Here is a 20121-nt window from a genome sequence, read left to right as displayed (position 1 = left end):
CACTAGGAAGGTTCCCCGGTCGCGGCGGTCCGGGGGGTGTCCTGCCGGCGAAGGCAGTGATCGCCGATGCCCGACTCCAGCAGCTCGAAGCCGCGCTCGGCGTGCCGTCGCAGGTCGGGGGCGATGGCGTCGACGGTCTCGCCCGCCAGCATGCGCTCGACGGCGTGGGTCATCAGCCGGTGCAGCACCGCGCTGATCTGGGCGGCCACGAACACCGGGGTGAGGTCACCCGGATCGGCGCCCGCCTCCTCGGCGAGCGTCCTGGCGAGGGCCTTCTCCCGCGCCTCGTTCATCTCCCGCACCCGGGCGTTGAGTGACGGGCTCCGGGAGACCATGCGGGTGAAGGCGTCGCTTCCCTCGTGGAACCCGTAGCGGTGGTGGCGGGTGTCGAGCGCGTCCAGGAAGTCGCGCCGCAGCGCCGCCAGCGGGCTCTCGCCGGGCCTTCGCTCCCGTACGACCCTGCTCGGCAGGTCCTCCACCTCCTCCTGCCGGTCGAAGAGCAGGTCCTCCTTGGTACCGAAGTAGTTGAAGACCGTGTTGACCGACACGTCGGCGGTCCTGGCGACCTCGGCCACCGTCACGTTGTCGAAGCCCTTCGTCACGAACAGCCACGTGGCGATGTCGGAGATGCGCTGCCTGGTCTCCCGTTTCTTGCGCTCGCGCAGGCCCTCGCTCATGGGGCTCATTCTAGGTGCCGGACTATTTTTGCAGTGACTCCAAAATTGGTGTTACTGTAAAAATGGAGGCGATCAAATGATCAAGACATCGGCACTGAGCAAGACCTTCCCCGGCGGCGTGGAAGCCGTCCGGGGCGTCGACCTGGCGGTGGAGGCCGGGGAGATCGTCGGATTCCTCGGCCCGAACGGAGCGGGGAAGACGACGACGATGCGGATGCTGACCACCCTGGTGCGTCCCGGCGGCGGCACCGCCACGGTCGCGGGCCACGACCTGCTCACCGACCCGAGGGGCGTGCGGCGGCGCATCGGCTACGTGTCACAGGGCGGCGGGATGGACCTGTCGAACCCGGTGGGGGAGGAACTGGAACTGCACGCCATGCTGTACGGCATGCGCCCGGCCGAGGCGCGCGAACGGGTCGGGAGGGTGCTCGACCGGTTCGCGCTCACCGAACTGCGCGAGCGGCCGGGCGGGGCGCTCTCCGGCGGGCAGCGCCGCCGCTTCGACCTCGCCTTCGGCCTGGTCCACGACCCCGTCCTGCTCTTCCTCGACGAGCCCACCACGGGCCTGGACCCGCAGAGCAGGGCCGCGCTGTGGGAGCACATCACGAGCCTGCGCGACGAGTTCGGCCTCACGGTCTTCCTGACCACGCACTACCTCGACGAGGCGGACGCGCTCGCCGACCGCCTGTTCGTCATCGACGACGGCGTGATCGTCGCCCAGGGCACCCCGGCCGAACTCAAGGGCGGCACCGGCACCCTCGACGACGTCTTCCTGTCCATCACCGGCCGCTCCCTCAGAGACGATCCGCCGGGTTCACCGGGCTCCTCGGGTTCACCGGGCTCCTCGGGAACGGGCGACGAGCGGCAGGCGGCTCACCCGGCGGGTGGGCGGTGATGAGCGTCGTCCGCGACACCTGGCTGATCTTCCGGCACCACGTCCGGATCTCGCTGCGGCAGAAGGCCGGGATCGTCTTCGGGGTGCTGCAGCCCCTGCTCTACCTGGTGCTGTTCGGCCCGCTGTTCGTCACGATCGGTCCCTGGGAGACGCTGATCCCCGGTCTGCTCATCCAGGTGGCGCTGTTCAGCGCGGGCCTGGCCGGGTTCGGCATCGTCATGGACGCCAGGGCCGGGGTGCTGGAGCGGCTGCGGGTCACCCCGGCGCACCGCGTCTCCCTGCTGCTCGGCCGCGTCCTGGCCAGCTCGCTCACCCTGGTGATCCAGTCGATCATGCTGATCGTGGTGGGCTACGCCTTCGGCCTGCGCGCGGCGATTCCCGGCGTGCTGGTGGCGCTGCTGATGATGATCCTGCTCGGCGTCAGCCTGGCCGCGCTGTCCAACGCGATCGCGCTCGTCATGGACCCCGAGGCGTTCGCGCCGATCATGAGTACGGCGATCGTCCCGCTGGTCCTGCTGTCCGGGGCGTTCCTGCCGATGTCGATGGCACCGGACTGGCTGGACCTCCTGTCGCGCGTCACGCCGTTCCGCTACGTGCTGGAGGCCATGCGCGAGCTGTTCAACGGCGACTACGTGAACGGGACCGTCGGCCTCGGCGTCGCGGTGACCGTGACCCTGTCGGTGCTCTGCGTCGTCGTGGGAACCCGCGTCTTCAATCGCGAGAACGCCTGACCGCCCTTCTCGCCGACCGGCTCTCGCGGTCATGGCGCCGTCGCCGGGCCGGAACGGGGGCCGGGCCGGAACACGGGCCCCGCCCGGCGAGCGCGGTGTTCAGCCCGGGGGGCCGTACGGCTCGATCCTCGGGTCGGAGTAGGGGCCCCCGTCCGCCTCCGGGGCGACCCGGCGGGCGGCGGACTCGCTCACCCGCAGGCCGTACAGGCCCTGGTCGGGGTCGATGAGCACCAGGCCGTAGTCGGTGTCGACGTCCTCCTCGGGTAACTCCAGGCGCCGCATGGCCTGCGCGAGCGTCGCGTCGGGCGGGAGCCGTACGGTGATCAGGAGCATGCACTCACGCTACGCGTTTGGCGCGGCGGCGCAACGAGGCGAGCATTCCGGCGGTGTCGACGACGCCGTAGCCGTAGTCGTGGTCGAACCCGACGGCGCCGTGGTCGTCGGCGGTGCGCCGGAGCAGGGTGCGCAGCTGGGCGGGCGACAGACGCGAGGAGGGCCACATGGTGCGTACGGCCGCGACCAGCCCGGCGGCGACGGGGCACGCGGCCGAGGTGCCCGAGTCGGCCTCGTCGTCGCCGAAGGCCCCCGAGCCGGAGAAGTGGGTGTAGGCGCAGAGGTCGGGCTTGCGGGCGGTGAGGCGGCCCGGACCCTGTGAGGAGTAGCCGACCCGCTCGCCCCGGATGTCGACGCCGCCGATCGACAGGACGCGCGGGTGGGAGTTGGCGCCCGTGATCGGCCGGTCGGGGTACGCGCACCGGCCGTCGGGACAGTCGCGCCCGCAGTTTCCCGCGGCGAACAGCACGTCGGCCCCCGCCCGCTCCAGGCTGGAGACGATCAGGTTGAACGGGTGGGCCGGGTTGTCGGAGTAGTTGCCGGGGTGGCCGGCGGGGAAGTCCCAGTCGGGAGAGAAGGAGCCCCAGCTGTTGCTGACGACCAGGGAGCGCGAGGCGGCGGGCTGGGCCTCCAGGACGGTGCGCAGGTGGGCGAAGGCCGCCACCGCGTCCGACAGCAGGCCGTCCAGCGCGCTGCCTCCGGGGCGCCGGGACAGCAGCACGGGCACGTCGATCAGTGACGCCCCCGGCGCGGCGATGAGCGCGTCGAAGGCGCACATCGTGCCGTGGTCGACGGGGAACTCGCCCGCCGTGCCCCGTACCCCCGAGGGCTTCCAGCTGTGCTGCGCGTCGAGGGCCACGGCGCGGTCGAGGCGCCGGGCCACGTGCGCGGCGTTGATGCCGGTGTCGAGCACCGCGAGCGCGACGCCCGCGCCGTCGAGACCCTCGCGGGCCAGCTCGGCCACGTTCAGCAGTCGCCCCACGTCGCGCCAGTCGCCCACCGGGGCCGTTCCGCCGCAGGTGAGACCCCGCTCGATCACCGGGTCGGCGAAGACTCCCACGACGTCCGGACGGAGCGAGGGCAGAAGGGTGATCCGGGTGGAGATCTCGTCGTCGGAGATCTCCCCGCGGACCAGGACGGAGGCCTCGTCGTCGGCGAAGGAGAACGTCAGCGGCTGGTTGAGCGAGAGGGGGTCGCCCCCGGCGACGGGAACCGGCCGGGGCGCGACGACCGGGGTGAAGGAGGGGTCCACGACGACCCCGGGCAGCGCGTCGGCGACGTCGGCGGCCGCCGTGCTCACCGTGGGGTCGGCCACGGCCGCGACGACGTCGGGGGAGGGACGGAGCTGGAGCAGGACCCGCATGTGCACCACCGGGGTTCGAGGGGATCGGGTCCCACCACGTTCCTGCATCCGCCTCGATCCCGTCCAGCCGTTGAAATCCCTCCCTATCCGGACTCATGGCATGTAACCCGTGCAAACGATGGGCGTGGATTTCCTTCCCTGTGCGGGTGCCGGTCACTAGCGTTGGGCGTCATGACCGCAGCGGCGGAGACGACTCCACCCCCCAGCCCCGATGTCCGGCACGCACACTGGCTGAGCACGCGGCCCAGACTGATAGTGGCCAGTGGCTTCATGCTCTTCCTGGAGCTGGCCCTGATCCGGTGGACCGGGTCGAACATCGTTCATCTGAGTTACTTCACGAACTTCGTCCTGCTGGGGTCCTTCCTCGGCATCGGACTCGGCTTCCTGCGGGTGGGACGCAGCACCCGGCAGCCGTACTACTCGCCGATCGTGCTGGCCGTCCTGGTCGTGGTCGTGTGGCTCTTCCCGGTCACCGTGGACCGCCAGACCGAGGGGGTCCTGTACTGGACGAGCCTGAGCGCGAGCGGGCCGCCCCCCTGGCTGATCCTTCCGGTGATCTTCGCCGCGGCGGCGATCGTGCTGATGGGCCCGGCCGAGCTGGTCGGGCGCTGCTTCCCCGAGCTCGAACGGCTGGAGGCCTACCGCTACGACCTGATCGGCAGCCTCAGCGGCATCGCGCTGTTCACCGCGCTGTCGTTCCTCAGCGCGCCCCCGGTGGTGTGGGGCACGATCGCCGCGATCGCCTACGCGGTGCTGCTCTGGCCCCGCAAGGTCTGGGCCCGCGCGGCGCTGCTCGTGCCGTCGCTGATCGTCGTCGGCGTCCTCGCGACGGAGACGCTGACGGCCGGGGCGCTGTGGTCGCCCTACTACAAGGTGACCTACGTGCGCGGCTACTGGGAGGGCGTGCCGCTGATGAACATCGACGTCAACGGCATCCCGCACCAGCAGGCCACCCCGGCCAAGAACCGCCTGGAGTGGGAGCGCCAGTACGCCCTGCCGTACGAGCGGGCGGCCTCCGGCAAGCTGGACAACGTGCTCATCGTGGGCGCGGGCAGCGGCACCGACGTGTCCATCGCGCTGTCGAAGGGCGCCAAGCACGTGGACGCCGTGGAGATCGACCCCAAGCTGCTCGAACTCGGCCACTCCTACCACCCGGACAAGCCCTACTCCGACCCCCGGGTCACCACCCATGTCACCGACGGCCGCGCCTTCCTGGAACGGACCTCCGACAAGTACGACCTGATCCTCTTCGCGCTGCCCGACTCGCTCACCCTGGTGTCCGGGGCGAGCTCGCTGCGGCTGGAGAGCTACCTGTTCACCCGGCAGGCGATGGAGGCGGCCAGGGACCACCTCAAGCCCGGCGGGGCCTTCTCGATGTACAACTACTACCGCGAGACCTGGCTGGTGGACCGCCTCGGCTCCACCATGCAGGCCGCCTTCGGCCACAAGCCCTGCGTCGACATCGTCAGCGAGACCGGCCAGCAGGCGGTGATCACCGCGGGGCTCACCCCCGAGGCGCAGCGGTGTGAGTCCGAGTGGGCGGGGGTGAAGGCCGACACCCCGCCGCCGGCGAGCGACGACCGGCCCTTCCTCTACCTGAAGGACCGGACGATCCCGCAGATCTACATCATCACCCTCGGCCTGATCCTCATCGTGAGCCTGCTCGCCGTCCGGGCCGTCGCCGGTCCGTACCGGCGGATGCGCCCGTACGCCGACCTCTTCCTGCTCGGGGTGGCGTTCCTGCTGCTGGAGACGAAGAGCGTCACCGGGTTCGCGCTGCTGTTCGGCACCACCTGGGTGGTGAACGCGATCGTGTTCGGCGGGGTGCTGGTCGCCGTGCTCGCCGCGGTGGAGGTGACACGCCGCTTCAGGGTGCCGTCCCTGCCGGTGATGTACGGCGTGCTGCTCGCCGGGCTCGTCCTGGCCTGGCTGGTGCCCAACTCCTGGCTGCTGAGCCTGCCGCTGCCGCTGCGCGCGGTGACCGCCGTGGTCGTGGCGTTCCTGCCGATCTTCGCGGCCAACGTGGTGTTCGCCAAGCGCTTCGCCGACTCCGCGGACGCCACGGTGTCCTTCGGCGCGAACCTGCTGGGCGCGATGGTCGGCGGCTGCCTGGAGTATCTGGCGCTGGTCATCGGCTACCAGGCGCTGCTGATCGTGGCGGGCCTGGTCTATCTGGGCGCCTTCGCCCTGCTGCCCAGGACCTCCGGGGCCGTCGCGGGCGGCGGGGGAGCCGGGGGCGGCGGCGCGGTCAAGGTCGGCTGACAAGGTCGGCCGCGCCGGTGGGCTCCGGGCGGGGAGCCCGGAGCCCCGACGTCTGGGGGTCCTGAAGTCCCGGGGTCCCGGGGTCCTGAAAGCCCGGATCCCGGGGCCAGGAAAAAGCGTTGTGGCCCGTCCTCCCGCGAAGGAGGGCGGGCCACATGCGTGTGGCGATCGCGCGGGGCCGTCAGCGGCGGAGCCGCCCGCGCGGAGCGGTCAGAACCCGCAGAGCTCGTCCAGGGACTGGGCCTCGGCCTTGCCGTTCTGGGTGGGCGTCTGGCTCGGCTTGGCCACCGCCGGCCTGGAGGGCTTGGGCGTGGCGGCGGGCGTCGCACCGCTCGTGCCGGGCGAGGCCGTCGCGGCCAGGGGGCGGCGGGCGGGCTGCAGCGACTGGCGCAGCGTCCTGGCGGTCGCCGTACGGATCTTCTGCCAGTCGGGCGAGCCGGTGTAGAACTCCGGCGGCACGAACTGGAGGCTGACGATCCTGGCGTCCTTCACCTTCAGTCCCAGCTCGATGATGTGCTCCAGCAGCTCGCGGGGGATGTCGGTCTTGGCCATCTTCTTGGCCACACCCGCGATCTTGGCGAAGTTGGTGAGCACGACCGACGGGGTGGCCTGCTGGGCGAAGGCGCCGATGACGCAGCGCTGGCGGGCCATCCGGGAGAAGTCGTCGCTGCCGACGCGGGAGCGCCCGTACCAGAGCGCCTCCTCGCCGGAGAGCTTCCGGTATCCGGCCTTGATGGTCCCGGCGGTGCCGTAGAGGCCGCCCCACGGGACGTCGCGCTCCACCCTGATCCTGAGGCCGCCGATGGCGTCCACCAGGTGGGCGAAGCCGAACATGTTGACCAGGGCGTAGTAGTCGATCTTCAGGTTGAGCGTGTAGCCGATGGCGTCCATGAGCGCCCGGGGGCCCCGATGCCCGTCCTTGACCCCGGGCATCAGCTCGGGGTGGTCCTCGGCGTACTGCCAGACCTCGTTGAGCAGGCCGCCGTTGGGCAGCTCGCGCATGAAGCCGTCGGGGAACCGCTTGCCGAGAGCGCTGCCGGGCGGGAAGCGGACGTGCTGGAGGTTGCGGGGGAGGCTGAACATGGCGGTGTTGCCGGTCGCGACGTGCACGCTGGCCATGGTCATGCTGTCGGTCCGCACGCCCTCCCGGTTCCCGGCGCCGTCGCCGCCGACGAGCAGGAAGTTCACCCGCTTGCGCCCGCCCCACGGGTCCTCGTGCTTGACGGGGACGGCCGTGGGGTTGTCGGCGGCGGGCGCGAAGATGGCGTTGGCCGTCTCCTTGCCGGTCATCACGGTGCTCGCGGTCAGCGCGAACGGCGCCATCACCGACACGCACAGCACGCCGACCGCGATGCCCGACACGATCTGCCCCCTGCCGCTGAGCCGGTCGGGCCCGAGGGAGATGTAGGAGAAGAGCACCAGCAGGAACCAGGTGATCGCGCCGACGACGGCCAGGACCACCGCGGTCGTCAGGATGCCGTCGCGGGCGACGAAACCCGCGTTCTCCGTACCGCCCAGGGCGAACCAGCCGACCAGGGCGGCCAGCAGCAGCGCGCCGAAGATCGTGAGCAGGATGTACCCGGTGCGGCGGTGTCCCGACCGCAGGTGCGCCGCGCCGGGGAGGACCGCCGACAGCGCGGTCCAGCCGATGAGCGCGCCGACCGTCAGCGGCTTGGCGAACTGCGGCCGCTTCCCGGGAGGGGCGGGCGGTCCGGGCGGACCGCCCGGACCGGGAGGTCCGGGGGGAGACCCGGCGGTCCCTCCGGTCTGCCCCGCCGCCTGGGCCGGGCCGGCGCCTTGGCCGGGCCCGGCGTCCCGGCCGGGCCGCGTGCCCGCTCCGGTCTGCGAGGGAGAGGTCATCCGCCCGTCGGGCGCGCCCGGGGCCGGGAGGGTGTCGTGCCCGTTGTGCGCGGGCTGCCCGTTGGGTACGCCGTGCGGGGGAGGCGTCTCCTGCCCGTTGACCCCCTGCCCGTTGACCCCCTGCCCGCTGATCCCCTGTCCGTTGATGCCCTGCCCGTTGTGCGCGCCCGGGAGGGAGCGCGCCTCCTGCCCGTTGGCGGCGCCCCGTGCGCCGGGCCGAGGCTGCGGGGGAAGCGTCCCCCGCCCGTCAGGCAAGCCCTGGACCAGGTCGGGAACCGCCCGGATCCCGTTGTGCGCGTCCCCGGCGGGAGCGTCCCGGGCCGGTGGCGTGCCGGGTGGGCCAGGGGGGATTCGCGTCTCGGCCGGACCTTGCGCGCCGCCGCGGCCCGCGGCCGGGCCTCCGCTGCGGCGCCGGGGGCGCCGTTTCCCACTGTCGCCGGCGAGATCCCCCGAGTCTTGCCCAAGGCGCATCGTCACACCGCTTCCTACTACGTTTTGCCCCGGTCTACCTGGCAAAACAGCCAAGGTTCCCCGATTGAACGGAATTTGCCAGGATTCTAGTCCCCATACCTGGACATGACAGACAGATAGCCAATCTGTGGTTAATGATCCCTTAAGTCGTGATGTCGCCTAAGACGTGGACGAGGAGGGCGCCAACCAGGTGTTGCACTGGAACGCCTTGTTCTTCTCGTAGCCCTGGCGGAACCACCGGTTGTTGTTCGCCGGGGAGCCGTGGTCACGGGGGTAGCCGGGCCAGTCGCCCACGCGGGAGTAGAAGTAGTAGAGGGTGTTGCGCCGGGCCGGGGTCACCGGGTAGCTGGCCGAGACCGAGCGCATGAACATCGCGCCGAAGCAGGTCGCCTGGAGCTCGAACCTGCGGCTCAGCGCGAGCCTCCCGCTGCGGCTGCTGGACCGCAGCGACCGCTGCCACCAGGTGTCGGACAGCCCCGACAGCTGCTGCACGTGGTGCCCGTACTCGTGCGCCATCATGCTGATGACCCCGCCGTGCCACTCGGTGATGGAGCCGTACCCGCCGGAGTTGCCGACCCCCCGCGCCATCGCCCTGGTCGAGGCGTAGATGGTGGTGTTGCGCGGGCAGTAGTACGGCACCATGCTGCCCGGTGAGGGGAAGTCGCCACAGGCGCCGCGGCCCTTCGTCGCGGTGAGGGCGTAGCCGGGCGGGCGCCAGTCCATGCCCTGCTTGCGCATGATCTGCGACCAGCCCCGGTCCATGCACTTGGAGGTCCTGAGGATCAGTGCCTTGAGCTGGCTGTGGCTGTAGATGCTGGCCGACCCCGCCGGGCAGTTCACCCGGGGAAGCCCTCCGGCCCGGTAGAGCGTGTTGTTCTCCAGGCTGGTGTTGAGCGTCCGCGCCTTGACCGGGGGCTTGATCGTGTCCTCCGAGATGTCGGAGGAGGCCGTGGTCCGTCGCGGCTCGGCGGACGCGGTACGCGCGGGCTCCGCGGTGGGCGTGTACGACGGCCTGCTGTCCGAGAAGGTGGGGATCGCGATCGGCGAGACCGGATCCGAACGGCGGCTGTTCTTGGCCACCGCGCCCATCACCACGAGCCCGACGAACACCAGCGCGAACACGCCGAGGATCCCGCCGACGATCGCCCCGGCACCGCCGGAGCGAGGGCGCTGCGGCTGCCACTGCGGCGGCGGGTGGGCGTGCCGCTGCCAGGGGTCCGGCGGCGGTGGCGGGGCCGGCTGCCCGTACGGCGCGCGGCCCCCGGGCCGCGTCGGCAGGTGCGGGTATCCCTGTCCCGGCGGTGGCTGCTGCGGAGGCGCCGGCGGGGGAGGGAAGTGCGGCGGATACCCCGGGGGCGGCGGCTGGGGGTGGCCCTGGGGTGGTCCCGGCGGGTACCCCCGGCCGGGCGGGGGCGGGGGTGGGGGCGGGACCGGCCGCCGGGAGGGAGGGGGCGGGTACCCGTACCCGGGCGGGAATCCCTGTCCTGGCGGCGACGCCGGGTGGCTCCCGTGCCCCGGCGGCGACGCTGGACGGTTTCCCTGTCTCGGTGGTGCCGGCGGATGGCCCGCCTGTCCCGGCGGGGGTGCCTGCGGGCCCGCCTGCCCCGGATACGCGGGCAGGTGCGGGTATCCCTGTCCCGGCGGTGGCGGCTGTTGCGGATATCCCGGCGGTGGCGGTTGAGGATGGCCCTGAGCCGTCCATCCGGGTGGTGCCTGAGGTGGTCGCCCCTGAGGTGGAGGGGGTGGTGGAGGATAGTGCCCGTTGCCTGTCACGCTGTCTCCCCGTTAACCCGAGCGTCCGATCTGAGCTACAGGTCCGGACTTTTGCCGAATTTGGGGCGTAAGCATACTGATTTATCATCCGTCACGGATGTCGCTGCATTCGATTACATTCCGAAATCATCCGAGGTGATCTCCGCGATGTACCGGACCGATCCAGGGCTCGTGACCTAGCTTCAAATCATGAATCTGCAGCAGCTCCGCTATGTGGTCGCGACGGCGGAGCATCGCACCATGACCGACGCGGCCAGGTCGCTGTACATCGCACAACCTGCCCTTTCCCGTGCGATCAGGGATTTGGAACGAGAGCTCGGGATGACGTTGTTCGCACGTTCCGGACGTGGCGTGGTCGTCACGGCACAGGGACGCCGGGTGGTCAAACTGGCCCGGGAGGCGCTCGACGCCGTCCGCGAGATCGAGTCACTGTCCACGCACGGCCACGCGTCCGAGGCGGAGCTTCGCATCGCCTCGATACCCAGCCTCGAACCGGGGCTGGCAGGACGCCTCCTCCCCGCGTACACCGCCGAACATCCCGGGGTACGCATTCACATCGTCCGCTGTGACGGGCGGGACGGCGTGGTGAGCGCCATCAGGGACCAGCGGGCCGACCTCGGCTTGACGGACCTGCCCGTCCCCACTGATCTGATCAGTCATCCGCTGGAGCGCCAGGAGATCGTGCTGATCTCCCCGCCCGGCGTGGACCTGCCCGACCCGGTGCCGATGAGGAGACTCAACGGCATGCGACTGGTGCTGCCGGTTCCCGGCAGTTCCCGGCGCAGGGAGTTCGACGCGCTCTTCGCCAAACACGGTGTGGCCCCCGTGGTGGCGACGCAGCTCGACGAGCGCGGCAACTGGCTGAGCACCGTCCGTTCGGGCACGGCCTCGATGCTCTGGTACCGGGGGATGGCCGAGCAGGCCGCCCGCGCCGGGCTCGTGGTCCGCACCCTCGATCCCTCGGTCCGCCGGGTGATCGCCATCGTGCACGCGCGACGGCGGTTGCCCGCCATCGCCCAGGAGTTCCTGTCCGTGGCCGAAAGTGGGTCGGCCGCGTAGGAGCCCCGAGGCTCGTCAGTTCTTCCAGTTTTCCCCCAGAGGCGGCGCAGGTGGGAGCGCCGTCCTCTCCGACACCGGGCTATAGGCTCGGTCTCGATGACTATCTTGCGCCTGCGCGGCCGTGAGTTCCGGCCCGGCGAGTTCGCGATCATGGCGGTGGTCAACCGCACCCCCGACTCCTTCTTCGACAGGGGAAGGACGTACGGCTTCGCGGCGGCCCTGGAGGCGGTGGACGGTGCCGTCGCGGGAGGCGCGGACATCGTCGACATCGGCGGTGTCAAGGCGGGTCCCGGCGACGAGGTCGACCCCGCGGAGGAGATCCGCCGGGTGGCCGACCTGGTCGCGGAGGTGAGGCGCCGTCACCCCCGGCTCATCGTCAGCGTCGACACCTGGCGCGCGGAGGTCGCCGAGGTCGTCGCCGAGGCGGGCGCGGACCTTCTCAACGACACCTGGGGCGGGGTCGACCCCGAACTGGCCGGGGTCGCCGCCAAGCACGGCATCGGCCTGGTCTGCGCGCACGCCGGTCGCGTGACCCCGCGCACCCGCCCGCACCGTATCGCCTACGCCGACGTGGTCGCCGACGTCATCGGCTACACCGTCGACCTCGCCGAGCGCGCCGTCGCCGCGGGGGTGCCCAGGGAGTCGATCCTCATCGACCCGGCGCACGACTTCGGCAAGAACACCTGGCACTCCCTGGAGGTCAGCCGCCGCCTGGACGAGATGGTCGCCACCGGCTGGCCGGTGCTGGTCGCGGTCTCCAACAAGGACTTCGTCGGCGAGACCCTCGGCGGTCTGCCGGTGGACGAGCGCCACGCCGGGACCATGGCCACGCTGGCGGTCTCCGCCTGGCAGGGGGCCCGGGTCTTCCGGGTCCACGACGCCGCGTCCGCCCGCGCCGCCCTGGCCACCGTCGCGAGGCTGCGCCGATGACCGTTCCAGCGCCGGCGCCGCCGATGACGCCCGCCTCGCGGGCACACCTCTCCCGCGGGCGCCGTGCCCGCCGCGAACACGGACGGGAGCCCCACCCATGCCGGAAGAACGACTCGACCACCTCGTCTACGCCACCCCCGACCTGTACGCGACCGTACGGGAGATCGCCGGCCTGTTCGGCGTCGAGCCCGTGGAGGGCGGGCGCCACGTGGGCCTGGGCACCCGCAACCACCTGCTGGGCCTGGGCGGGCGCCGTTACCTGGAGATCATCGGCCCGGATCCCGACCAGCCTGATCCCGGCCTCGCCCGGCCGTTCGGCCTCGACCTGCTGCCCGGCCCGCGCCTGGTCACCTGGGCGATCCACCCGGCCGACCTCGACGCGGCCGTCGCGCGGGCCCGCGAGCGCGGGTACGAGCCGGGCGAGATCCACCCGATGTCGCGCCGCACCCCGGAGGGCGAGCTGCTGGAGTGGCGGCTCACGTCCTCGCCCGACGACACCGGCGACGGCCTGGTCCCGTTCCTGATCGACTGGGGGACGACGGCGCACCCCGCCGAGCGCGGCCTGCCCGTGGTGGAGCTGACCTCCCTCACCGCCCGCCACCCCGACCCCGCGGCCGTCGCCGCGGACCTGGCCGCGCTCGGGGCCGAGCTGGAGGTGGCCGCCGGTGACGAACCCCGCCTGGTGGCCGTGATCGGCGGGGTGACGCTCTTTTAGGGCGTCCTTTCAGCAGCGTCGTCCATGGGGAGAGAAGGGCCGGGCCACCCTCGGGGGGAAGGGTGGCCCGATCGCGAGGCGGGGGCGCGCCTCGCATTCCAGGAGGGTCTACTGCGAGGTGATCTTGACGTCGTCGACCCCGGCCTCCACCAGGCTCGCCCCGGAGGCGTCGGCCGCCTCCACGACGACACGGACGACCTGCCCGGCGTGGCCGGAGACGTTGGCCGTGGCGGTGGCCCAGGCGGCGGCGCGGCTGGACGCGGCGCCGGTCTGGTTCAGCACGGTCGTGGTGGTCGTGCCGACCACGCGGACCCGGACGTAGTCCGCGCTGCTCGCGTTGTTCAGGTGGCCGAGGTACCAGGAGAAGGACAGCGTGAGCGTCCCGCTCGCGGGCAGCGTGATCGCCGGCGACTGCGCGCTCGTCACGCCGCCGTCGATGTCGCCGTCACCCGCGCTCGACCCGGCCGCCGCGCCGCTGACCAGCCCGTACGTGCCACTGGGGGTGGTGCCGGGCTGGGTGGTCACGCCGCCGCTCGACGTCTGTCCCGGGTCGCCGCGCTCGAAGCGGCCCGTGGTCGCGGTGTCGGTGCCGCCGGGGTTGACCGTCCAGCCGCGCTCGGCCTCGAAGTCGTCGGAGTAGACCACCGTGGGCTCGGGGCCGGGGCCGCCGCCTCCGACGTACAGCAGCAGGTTCGGCGATCCGGTGCCGGGGTTGGTCACCACGCCGGGCGTGGCATTGGTGACGATCGTGTCGCGCACCTGCGCCGGAGTGGCGGCGGGGCTGCCGCTCAGGACCAGCGCCGCCGCGCCCGCGACGTGCGGGGAGGCCATCGAGGTGCCGTTGATCGTGTTGGCGGCCGTGTCGTTCGTGTTCCAGGCCGAGGTGATGGCCGAACCGGGGGCGAACAGGTCCAGGCAGGTGCCGAAGTTGGAGTAGGACGCGCGGGCGTCGGTGCTGGTGGTGGCGCCCACCGTGATCGCGGCGGGAAGCCGCGCGGGGGAGCGGGTGCACGCGTTGGTGCTCTCGTTGCCCGCGGCGAGCGCGTACACGACGCCGGAGGCGATGGAGTTGGAGACCGCGGTGTCGAGCGCGGTGCTCGCGCTGCCGCCCAGGCTCATGTTGGCCACGGCGGGCTTGACCGCGTTGGCGGTGACCCAGTCCACGCCCTCGATGATGATCGAGGTGGAGGTGCTGTTGCCACAGCCGAACACCCGCACGCCGACCAGCGTGACGGCCTTGGCGATGCCGTACTGGCCGCCGCCGACCGTTCCCGAGACGTGGGTGCCGTGGCCGTTGCAGTCGGCCACGTCGTTGTCGTCGTCGTAGACGTCGCGTCCGGCCTGCGCCCGCCCGCCGAAGTCGGAGTGGGTGACCCGGATGCCGGTGTCGATGATGTAGGCCCGCACGCCGGAACCGGTGTTCGGCGCGGTGTAGTTGCCGTCGAGCGGCAGGTTCCGCTGGTCGACCCGGTCCAGGCCCCACGAGGACACGGCCTGGTTGACCAGGGTGAACTCCTGGTCCTGCTCGACGTAGGCGACGTCGGGCCGCGCGGCGATCCGCCGGGCCTGCTCTTCGCTCGCCCGGACGGCGAAGCCGTTGATGGCGCGCTGGTAGACGGTGCTGACCTGCGCGCCCTCGCCTTCGGCGACCTCGCGCGCCCTGCGGTCGCGGTCGACGAGGCTGAAGCGGCCCTTGAGGACCACGATGTAGCTGTCGGCGAGCGCGGTCGCGCTGTCCGCCTTGACGATGGAACCGGTGGAACGCGTGGAATCCGCGGAACCGGCGGAATCCGTGTGCTGCAGCGCCGAGGCCGGGGTGACCGACCCGAGGGCGAGCAGGAGTGCGGCGGTGACCAAGCCCGCTAATCGGAGGGCGGGGGTCTTGCTCATGTTCGCGGACCTCCTGGAGGGGGGTGGGCCCGGCATCCCGGTCGGGGATCCCGGGCGGCGGTGGAGCGTCCCCATCGTCGGCCAGCACGATATTTACTGCAATATCATGACAGGGGTAAATCAATTTGTTATGTAGTTGTCCGTGGGCGATCGGGAGTGGAGAGCTGACGATCAGGTGTAGATGACGGAGAGGAAGCGGATCAGGATCGCCTCCCGCCGGTCGGCGGGCAGGGCGTCGAGAACCGCGTTGACCACGGCCATCTCCGGCTGCCCCGAGCCGCCCAGGTCCACCCCGACCGCCGCCGCCAGCTCGCCGAACGCGGCGTCGTCGAGCGCGTCCAGGTCCAGGCCCGCCACCAGCTCCACCAGCCCCTCCGGCAGCTCCGCGGGGCCCCGCTCGCGGGCCGCCTCCACGGCCTCCGCGATCACCTCCAGCATCGCCTCGACGCCCCGCAGGGTCACCCCGGTCACCGTGATGTGGATGTTGGCCGGGATGCCCGCGTAGGACAGCTGCGGCTGCAGGAACCACCCGCGCTTCCTGGCCTCGTCCGACAGCACGAACACGTCCACCCCGTCCACGTCGTCCGTGGAGCCGAAGGCGACCAGTGCCGACTCCGGGTCGCCGAGCACCCGCAGCCCGGGGATCTTCGCGATGCCCTCGCGGAGCTCGCGGGCCGCCGCCAGGGTGGTGCGTCCGAGCTCCAGGTAGCCCTCCCGGCCCAGGGCCTGGAAGGTGGCCCACGCCCCGCCCAGCGGGCCCGCGGACTTCGAGCTCTGCACGGTGGCGTTGATCACCGTGTAGCCGGGCCACGACGCCGAGGCGAAGTACGCCCTGCGCCGCAGCGCCGGGTCGGCGAACAGCACGACCGAGGCGCCCTTGGGCGCGTACCCGAACTTGTGCAGATCGCAGGAGAGCGACGTGACCCCGGGAACCGACAGGTCGAAGGGCGGGACGTCCGCCCCGGCCTCGCGCAGCCACGGCAGCAGCCACCCGCCCACGCAGGCGTCCACGTGGCAGAGCACGCCGCGCGCGGCGGCGATCCCGGCGATCTCGGCGATCGGGTCGATCACGCCCTGCGGGTAGGACGGCGCCGAGGCGACCACCAGGACTGTGTCCTCGGTGATCGCGGCCTCGACGTCCGCGGCGGAGGCCCGGAACGTCACCGGGTCCACCGGTACGGCGTCCACCACGACCCCCAGGTAGTGCCCGGCCTTGTGGAAGGCGGGGTGCGCGGTCACCGGCACCGCCATCCGGGGGCGGCCCGCCGTCTCGCGGGAGTCCCGCGCGGCCTTCACCGCCAGCATGATCGACTCGGTGCCTCCGCTGGTGAAGATGCCCGACCCCCCGCCGAGCAGCTCGGCGACCGCGCCGACGACCTGCTTCTCCATCTCCACCACGCTGGGGAAGGCCGTCGGGTCGAGGGTGTTGACCTCCAGCATCTCGAAGTAGGCCCTGGCGGCGGCCTCGTGCACCTCGGGCCGTCCGGTGTCGTAGACGTACGCGGTCACCTTGCCGCCGCGCACCGGCAGGTCGTCCTGCTTGAGGCGGGCGATCTCGGCCAGCAGTTCGTCGGTGTTGCGGCCCTTGTCAGGCAGGCTCATCGGTCTCCTCGGGGATACGGCTCGCGCGGGCCGGAAGGACGCGGCCCGCAGGGGCCGCCAGGGAAATGCCAGCATCACACGAAATAACACGAAATCGTGCCGTACGGAGATCCGGTGGCGCGCACCGGCCCGGCATACGGGACGGAGCCGGGAAACCGGGCGGAGGTCAGGACGGAGGCAGGGAGCCGGGCGGAGGTCAGGCCGGCGTGGCGTCAACGTGGGCGGGGCGAGGGGTTCCGGATCGTCGCGTTCAAACCTGGTGACGTACGCCGCGTGTCGCGCAACGTCGGCGAGGTTCGGGTCCCGAAGGTTGGCTGGGTGCGGTTTCGCCGGTCGCGGCCCGTGGGTGAGGACGTGAGGTCCTACCGCGTCACCCGTGACCGGGCGGGCCGTTGGCATGTGGCGTTCGCCACGATCCCTGAACCGGTCCCAGCACCCGGTCGGGGTGAGGTCGTTGGCGTGGACCGTGGCGTGGCCGTGTCGGCGGCGCTGTCCACGGGCGAGTTGCTGAACGCGCCCACCCTGCGCGGCGCCGAGAAGACACGGCTGCTGAGGTTGCAGCGGAAACTCGCGCGAGCGAAGCGGGGGTCGAACCGGCATGGCACGGTCAAGGCCGCCATCGCGAGGCTGAAAGCCCGCGGGCCGACCGGCGCAAGGACTGGGTCGAGAAGACCTCGACCGGCCTGGCCCGCCGTTTCGACGTGATCGCGGTCGAAGATCTGAAGATCGGCAACATGACGCGGTCGGCCAAGGGCGCCGTCGAAGCACCGGGGCGGAACGTCCGTCAGAAAGCGGGCCTGAACCGCGGCATCCTCGCTGCGGGGTGGGCCGGCTGGTGGAGCGGCTGGAGCAGAAAGCCCCGGGCCGGGTTCAGAAGATCGACCCGCGTTACACGTCGCAGACCTGCAACGCCTGCAAGCACCTCGCCAGGGAGAGTCGCGAGAGCCAAGCTCTCTTCCTGTGCGTGGCCTGCGGGCACCGGGCGCACGCCGACGTGAACGCGGCGAAGAACGTTCGCGACACTGCCGCAGGGCATGCGGTGGCTGCGCGGGGAGGCTTCGGGTTGCCGGAGCCTGTGAACCGTGAACCTCAACGCGACCTCCTCCTCGTGGGGTAGTCGCCGTTGGAATCCCCCGCCTTCAGGCGGGGGAGGATGTCAAAAGCCTCGGTCAAGATAGTGGAAGCCGTACGACCGCCCGGAGGCCCGGGGAGGCGTCCTCCAGGTGGACGGCGCCGCCGTGGGCGTGGACCGTCTCGCGCACGATGGCCAGGCCCAGCCCGGCTCCGCCCTCGTCGCGGCTGCGCGCGCTGTCCAGCCGGGTGAACCGGTCGAACACCCGCTCCCGGTCGGCCTCGGGGATGCCCGGCCCGTCGTCGGTGACGGTCAGCACGGCGTCGGCCCCCTCGGCCCGCAGCTCGACCACCACGGGGGCGGAGGTGTGCCGCAGCGCGTTGTCGACCAGGTTGACCAGCACCCGGCTCAGGTCCAGCGCGTCCCCGGTGACCCTGACCGGCCCGCTTCCCGGCCCGCTCCTCGGTCCGCTTCCCGGTCCGCCGGCCGTGCCGGGTCCGCTTTCCGGCCCGTCGCCGGCCGCGCCGGGTGCGTTCCCCGGTTCCCTCTCCGGTTCGCCCGCGATCCGCACCGTGACGGCCTCGCCGTACCGCTCGACGGTCTGCGCGACCAGCTGGTCCAGCTCCACCGGCTCCCCCCGCGCGGGCGTGCCGCCGCGCTCGTCCAGCCGGGCCAGCGAGAGCAGGTCCTCGGCCAGCCTGGACAGGCGCATGGTGTCCTCCAGGACGCCCTCGGCCGTCTCCCGCCAGTCCTGTCCCTCGGGGTGGCCGAGCGCCACCTCCAGCTGGAGCCGGATGCTCGCCAGCGGGCTGCGCAGCTCGTGCGCCGCGTCCGAGACCAGGGCCCGCTGCCGGACACCGGCCTTCTCCAGCCGGGCCAGCATCGCGTTCAGCGTCGTGGCCAGGCTGTGCACCTCGTCGCGTGCCTCGGGCACCGGCAGGCGGCGCGAGCGGGCGGTGTCGGTGATCTCGTCCGCGCCCCGGCGCAGCGCCGCGATCGGCCGCAGGGTCCGACCGATGATCACCCAGCTGGCTCCCGCGAGCAGGATCAGCAGCAGCGGCGTACCGACGATCAGCACGTGCCCGGCCGTGGAGATGCTGGTCTGCACCTCGCTGAAGGGGCGCGCCGCGATCACCGTCTGCCCTCGGTCGGCGCTGAGCACCCGGACTCGGAGCATGTGCGGGATGCCGTACGGCTTCCCGTCCAGGAAGCGCGCCTCGCCCATGCCGATCGCCGCGGCCCGCTCCCCGGCGCCCAGCAGCGGCACCAGCCTGTCGGTGCCGGTGGTCGTGTGGGTGATCCGTCCCGTGCCGTCGATCACTTGCAGGAGCGTGCCGTCAGGTGAGGTCATCTCGTCGGGCAGCCGCCCCGCGTCGGCCAGCGAGACCGTATCCCTGGCCCGCTGGTAGATCGAGTCGTCGATGGTGGCCAGCAGCGCGTTGCCGAGCACGGTGATCATCACGTAGGCCGAGACCACCAGCGCCACCGCCAGCACGGCCGAGGCGACCGCCGTCAGCCGGAAGCGCAGGCTCTTGCGCCGCCACCGGCCGACCGCGCGCCCTCCCCCGTGCGCGGCCGCGCCGGCCGGGGAGGCCGTGCCGGCGGGGTGTCCCGCGTCCGCTCCGGCGGCGGGCCGGTCCTGGCGGGCCCGGGGGTCCCTGCGGGCCGGGGAAGCCGGATCAGCCGCCATCGCCGGCCAGCCGGTATCCCGCTCCCCGCACCGTCTGCAGCGCGTTCCGGGAGAACGGCACGTCGATCTTGCGTCGCAGGTAGCCGACATAGACCTCGACCACGTTGGGATCGGTGTCGAAGGTGTCCCAGACGTGCTCCAGGATCTCCGTCTTGGAGACCACCTCGTCGTGGTGGCGGATCAGGAACTCCAGCAGCGCGAACTCCCTGGGCGTCAGCTCGATCGGCGTCTCGCCCCTGGTGACCCGCCGCCGCGCCGGGTCGAGCGCCAGGTCCCCGGCCCTCAGCACGGACGGGCGCCGGTTCGCCCCGCGCCTCAGCAGCGCCCTCAGCCTGGCCACCAGCACCACGTACGAGAACGGCTTGGTCAGGTAGTCGTCGGCGCCGAGGTCGAGCCCGTCGGCCATGTCGTACTCGCCGTCCTTGGCCGACAGCATCAGGATCGGCACCCAGTTCTCCTCGGCACGCAGCTGCTTGCAGACGTTGTAGCCGGAGATCCTGGGCAGCATGATGTCCAGCACCACGACGTCGTACTCGCCGTGCCTGGCCTGGTGCAGGCCGTCCTCCCCGTCGTGCGCGAGGTCGACCGCGAACCCCTCGGCCTGCAGGCCCCGCTGCAGGGCGGCCGCCATCCTCCGCTCGTCCTCCACGACGAGAACCCGCATGTGAACGCCCCTTTCGCCATGTCGGACGTGCCCATCCTCGACCACCCCGCCTGAGAGGCGGCTGAGAAGCCTGTGAGCACTCTCAGTCTGTCTCAGCTTCGGCACAGGACCTGTCACGCAGTCTGCTGTTGACA

Annotated in this window: 16 protein-coding genes; 7 read left to right on the top strand and 9 right to left on the bottom strand. The window is 71.9% G+C overall.

All coding sequences use genetic code 11. The features are described 5' to 3' along the window. Positions 1–2 precede the first annotated feature (2 nt). On the bottom strand, positions 3–677 hold the full coding sequence (locus ACTOQ1_RS31520; RefSeq protein WP_440071602.1) for a TetR/AcrR family transcriptional regulator: 675 nt from the start codon (positions 675–677) through the stop codon (positions 3–5). A gap of 76 nt (positions 678–753) precedes the next feature. Here ACTOQ1_RS31520 and ACTOQ1_RS31515 point away from each other — a divergent pair, with 76 nt between their 5' ends. Beyond that, positions 754–1572 (top strand): ABC transporter ATP-binding protein, encoded by an 819-nt coding sequence (locus tag ACTOQ1_RS31515; protein ID WP_440071601.1) that lies wholly within the window; start codon positions 754–756, stop codon positions 1570–1572. Beyond that, on the top strand, positions 1572–2303 hold the full coding sequence (locus tag ACTOQ1_RS31510) for an ABC transporter permease (RefSeq protein ID WP_440071600.1): 732 nt from the start codon (positions 1572–1574) through the stop codon (positions 2301–2303). Before ACTOQ1_RS31515 ends, ACTOQ1_RS31510 begins: the two co-directional genes overlap by 1 nt. 99 nt (positions 2304–2402) lie before the next feature. Here ACTOQ1_RS31510 and ACTOQ1_RS31505 read toward each other — a convergent pair whose 3' ends face one another. Next, the gene (locus ACTOQ1_RS31505; protein ID WP_362682676.1) at positions 2403–2636 is read right to left on the bottom strand and encodes a hypothetical protein; all 234 of its coding nucleotides are present in this window, start codon (positions 2634–2636) and stop codon (positions 2403–2405) included. A 4-nt stretch (positions 2637–2640) separates the two neighbouring features. Then, on the bottom strand, positions 2641–3999 hold the full coding sequence (locus tag ACTOQ1_RS31500; RefSeq protein WP_440071599.1) for a S8 family serine peptidase: 1359 nt from the start codon (positions 3997–3999) through the stop codon (positions 2641–2643). 171 nt (positions 4000–4170) lie between these two features. On the opposite strand from ACTOQ1_RS31500, the gene ACTOQ1_RS31495 reads away from it, so the two are divergent. After that, complete coding sequence (locus ACTOQ1_RS31495; protein ID WP_440071598.1) at positions 4171–6261, top strand: spermidine synthase; 2091 nt, start codon at positions 4171–4173, stop codon at positions 6259–6261. A gap of 210 nt (positions 6262–6471) precedes the next feature. Here the strand turns inward: ACTOQ1_RS31495 and ACTOQ1_RS31490 are convergent, their stop codons facing one another. Further along, positions 6472–8376, bottom strand: coding sequence for an LCP family glycopolymer transferase (locus ACTOQ1_RS31490; protein WP_440071597.1), 1905 nt, complete (start codon positions 8374–8376; stop codon positions 6472–6474). 375 nt (positions 8377–8751) lie between these two features. Then, positions 8752–9714 carry a neutral zinc metallopeptidase gene (locus tag ACTOQ1_RS31485; protein ID WP_440071596.1) on the bottom strand — a complete coding sequence of 321 codons (963 nt, stop codon included), beginning with the start codon at positions 9712–9714 and terminating at the stop codon, positions 8752–8754. Positions 9715–10554: 840 nt separating this feature from the next. On the opposite strand from ACTOQ1_RS31485, the gene ACTOQ1_RS31480 reads away from it, so the two are divergent. The 3 genes from ACTOQ1_RS31480 to ACTOQ1_RS31470 all read left to right on the top strand — a co-directional run bounded on the left by ACTOQ1_RS31480 (position 10555) and on the right by ACTOQ1_RS31470 (position 13069). After that, entirely contained in the window at positions 10555–11424 is an 870-nt protein-coding gene (locus tag ACTOQ1_RS31480) for a LysR family transcriptional regulator (RefSeq protein WP_350966547.1), read from the top strand. A gap of 96 nt (positions 11425–11520) precedes the next feature. Then, entirely contained in the window at positions 11521–12354 is an 834-nt protein-coding gene (gene folP / locus ACTOQ1_RS31475) for a dihydropteroate synthase (RefSeq protein WP_440071594.1), read from the top strand. A gap of 97 nt (positions 12355–12451) precedes the next feature. Beyond that, positions 12452–13069, top strand: coding sequence for a VOC family protein (locus tag ACTOQ1_RS31470; RefSeq protein ID WP_440071593.1), 618 nt, complete (start codon positions 12452–12454; stop codon positions 13067–13069). Positions 13070–13177: 108 nt separating this feature from the next. Here ACTOQ1_RS31470 and ACTOQ1_RS31465 read toward each other — a convergent pair whose 3' ends face one another. Together ACTOQ1_RS31465 and ACTOQ1_RS31460 are read right to left on the bottom strand one after the other, a co-directional pair. After that, positions 13178–14959 (bottom strand): S8 family peptidase, encoded by a 1782-nt coding sequence (locus ACTOQ1_RS31465; RefSeq protein ID WP_440071592.1) that lies wholly within the window; start codon positions 14957–14959, stop codon positions 13178–13180. Positions 14960–15130: 171 nt separating this feature from the next. After that, a complete protein-coding gene (locus tag ACTOQ1_RS31460) occupies positions 15131–16561 on the bottom strand; it encodes a pyridoxal phosphate-dependent decarboxylase family protein (protein ID WP_440071591.1) in 1431 nt (476 codons plus the stop codon). Between the two features lie 835 nt (positions 16562–17396). On the opposite strand from ACTOQ1_RS31460, the gene ACTOQ1_RS31455 reads away from it, so the two are divergent. Next, positions 17397–17678: a zinc ribbon domain-containing protein gene (locus ACTOQ1_RS31455; RefSeq protein ID WP_440071590.1), complete on the top strand. Its 282-nt coding sequence runs from the start codon at positions 17397–17399 to the stop codon at positions 17676–17678. A 52-nt stretch (positions 17679–17730) separates the two neighbouring features. On the opposite strand, the gene ACTOQ1_RS31450 is transcribed toward ACTOQ1_RS31455, so the two are convergent. Both ACTOQ1_RS31450 and ACTOQ1_RS31445 read right to left on the bottom strand, forming a co-directional pair. Further along, the gene (locus ACTOQ1_RS31450; RefSeq protein WP_440071589.1) at positions 17731–19323 is read right to left on the bottom strand and encodes a sensor histidine kinase; all 1593 of its coding nucleotides are present in this window, start codon (positions 19321–19323) and stop codon (positions 17731–17733) included. Next, complete coding sequence (locus ACTOQ1_RS31445; RefSeq protein ID WP_362682642.1) at positions 19313–19987, bottom strand: response regulator transcription factor; 675 nt, start codon at positions 19985–19987, stop codon at positions 19313–19315. The genes ACTOQ1_RS31450 and ACTOQ1_RS31445 overlap by 11 nt, the downstream gene beginning before the upstream one ends. Positions 19988–20121 lie beyond the last annotated feature (134 nt).

The sequence above is a fragment of the Streptosporangium sp. OZ121 genome, from assembly GCF_051918885.1.
Classification (GTDB): domain Bacteria; phylum Actinomycetota; class Actinomycetes; order Streptosporangiales; family Streptosporangiaceae; genus Streptosporangium.
Note: the sequence above shows the minus strand (reverse complement) of the source record. Positions and strands in the feature narration are given on the sequence as shown.

Excerpts from the sequence above, each read along its gene's own strand:
- ACTOQ1_RS31520 (WP_440071602.1), bottom strand. The coding sequence starts at position 677 with ATGAGCGAGGGCCTGCGCGAGCGCAAGAAACGGGAGACCAGGCAGCGC.
- ACTOQ1_RS31515 (WP_440071601.1), top strand. The coding sequence starts at position 754 with ATGATCAAGACATCGGCACTGAGCAAGACCTTCCCCGGCGGCGTGGAA.
- ACTOQ1_RS31510 (WP_440071600.1), top strand. The coding sequence starts at position 1,572 with ATGAGCGTCGTCCGCGACACCTGGCTGATCTTCCGGCACCACGTCCGG.
- ACTOQ1_RS31505 (WP_362682676.1), bottom strand. The coding sequence starts at position 2,636 with ATGCTCCTGATCACCGTACGGCTCCCGCCCGACGCGACGCTCGCGCAG.
- ACTOQ1_RS31500 (WP_440071599.1), bottom strand. The coding sequence starts at position 3,999 with ATGCGGGTCCTGCTCCAGCTCCGTCCCTCCCCCGACGTCGTCGCGGCC.
- ACTOQ1_RS31495 (WP_440071598.1), top strand. The coding sequence starts at position 4,171 with ATGACCGCAGCGGCGGAGACGACTCCACCCCCCAGCCCCGATGTCCGG.
- ACTOQ1_RS31480 (WP_350966547.1), top strand. The coding sequence starts at position 10,555 with ATGAATCTGCAGCAGCTCCGCTATGTGGTCGCGACGGCGGAGCATCGC.
- folP (WP_440071594.1), top strand. The coding sequence starts at position 11,521 with ATGACTATCTTGCGCCTGCGCGGCCGTGAGTTCCGGCCCGGCGAGTTC.
- ACTOQ1_RS31470 (WP_440071593.1), top strand. The coding sequence starts at position 12,452 with ATGCCGGAAGAACGACTCGACCACCTCGTCTACGCCACCCCCGACCTG.
- ACTOQ1_RS31465 (WP_440071592.1), bottom strand. The coding sequence starts at position 14,959 with ATGAGCAAGACCCCCGCCCTCCGATTAGCGGGCTTGGTCACCGCCGCA.
- ACTOQ1_RS31460 (WP_440071591.1), bottom strand. The coding sequence starts at position 16,561 with ATGAGCCTGCCTGACAAGGGCCGCAACACCGACGAACTGCTGGCCGAG.
- ACTOQ1_RS31450 (WP_440071589.1), bottom strand. The coding sequence starts at position 19,323 with ATGGCGGCTGATCCGGCTTCCCCGGCCCGCAGGGACCCCCGGGCCCGC.
- ACTOQ1_RS31445 (WP_362682642.1), bottom strand. The coding sequence starts at position 19,987 with ATGCGGGTTCTCGTCGTGGAGGACGAGCGGAGGATGGCGGCCGCCCTG.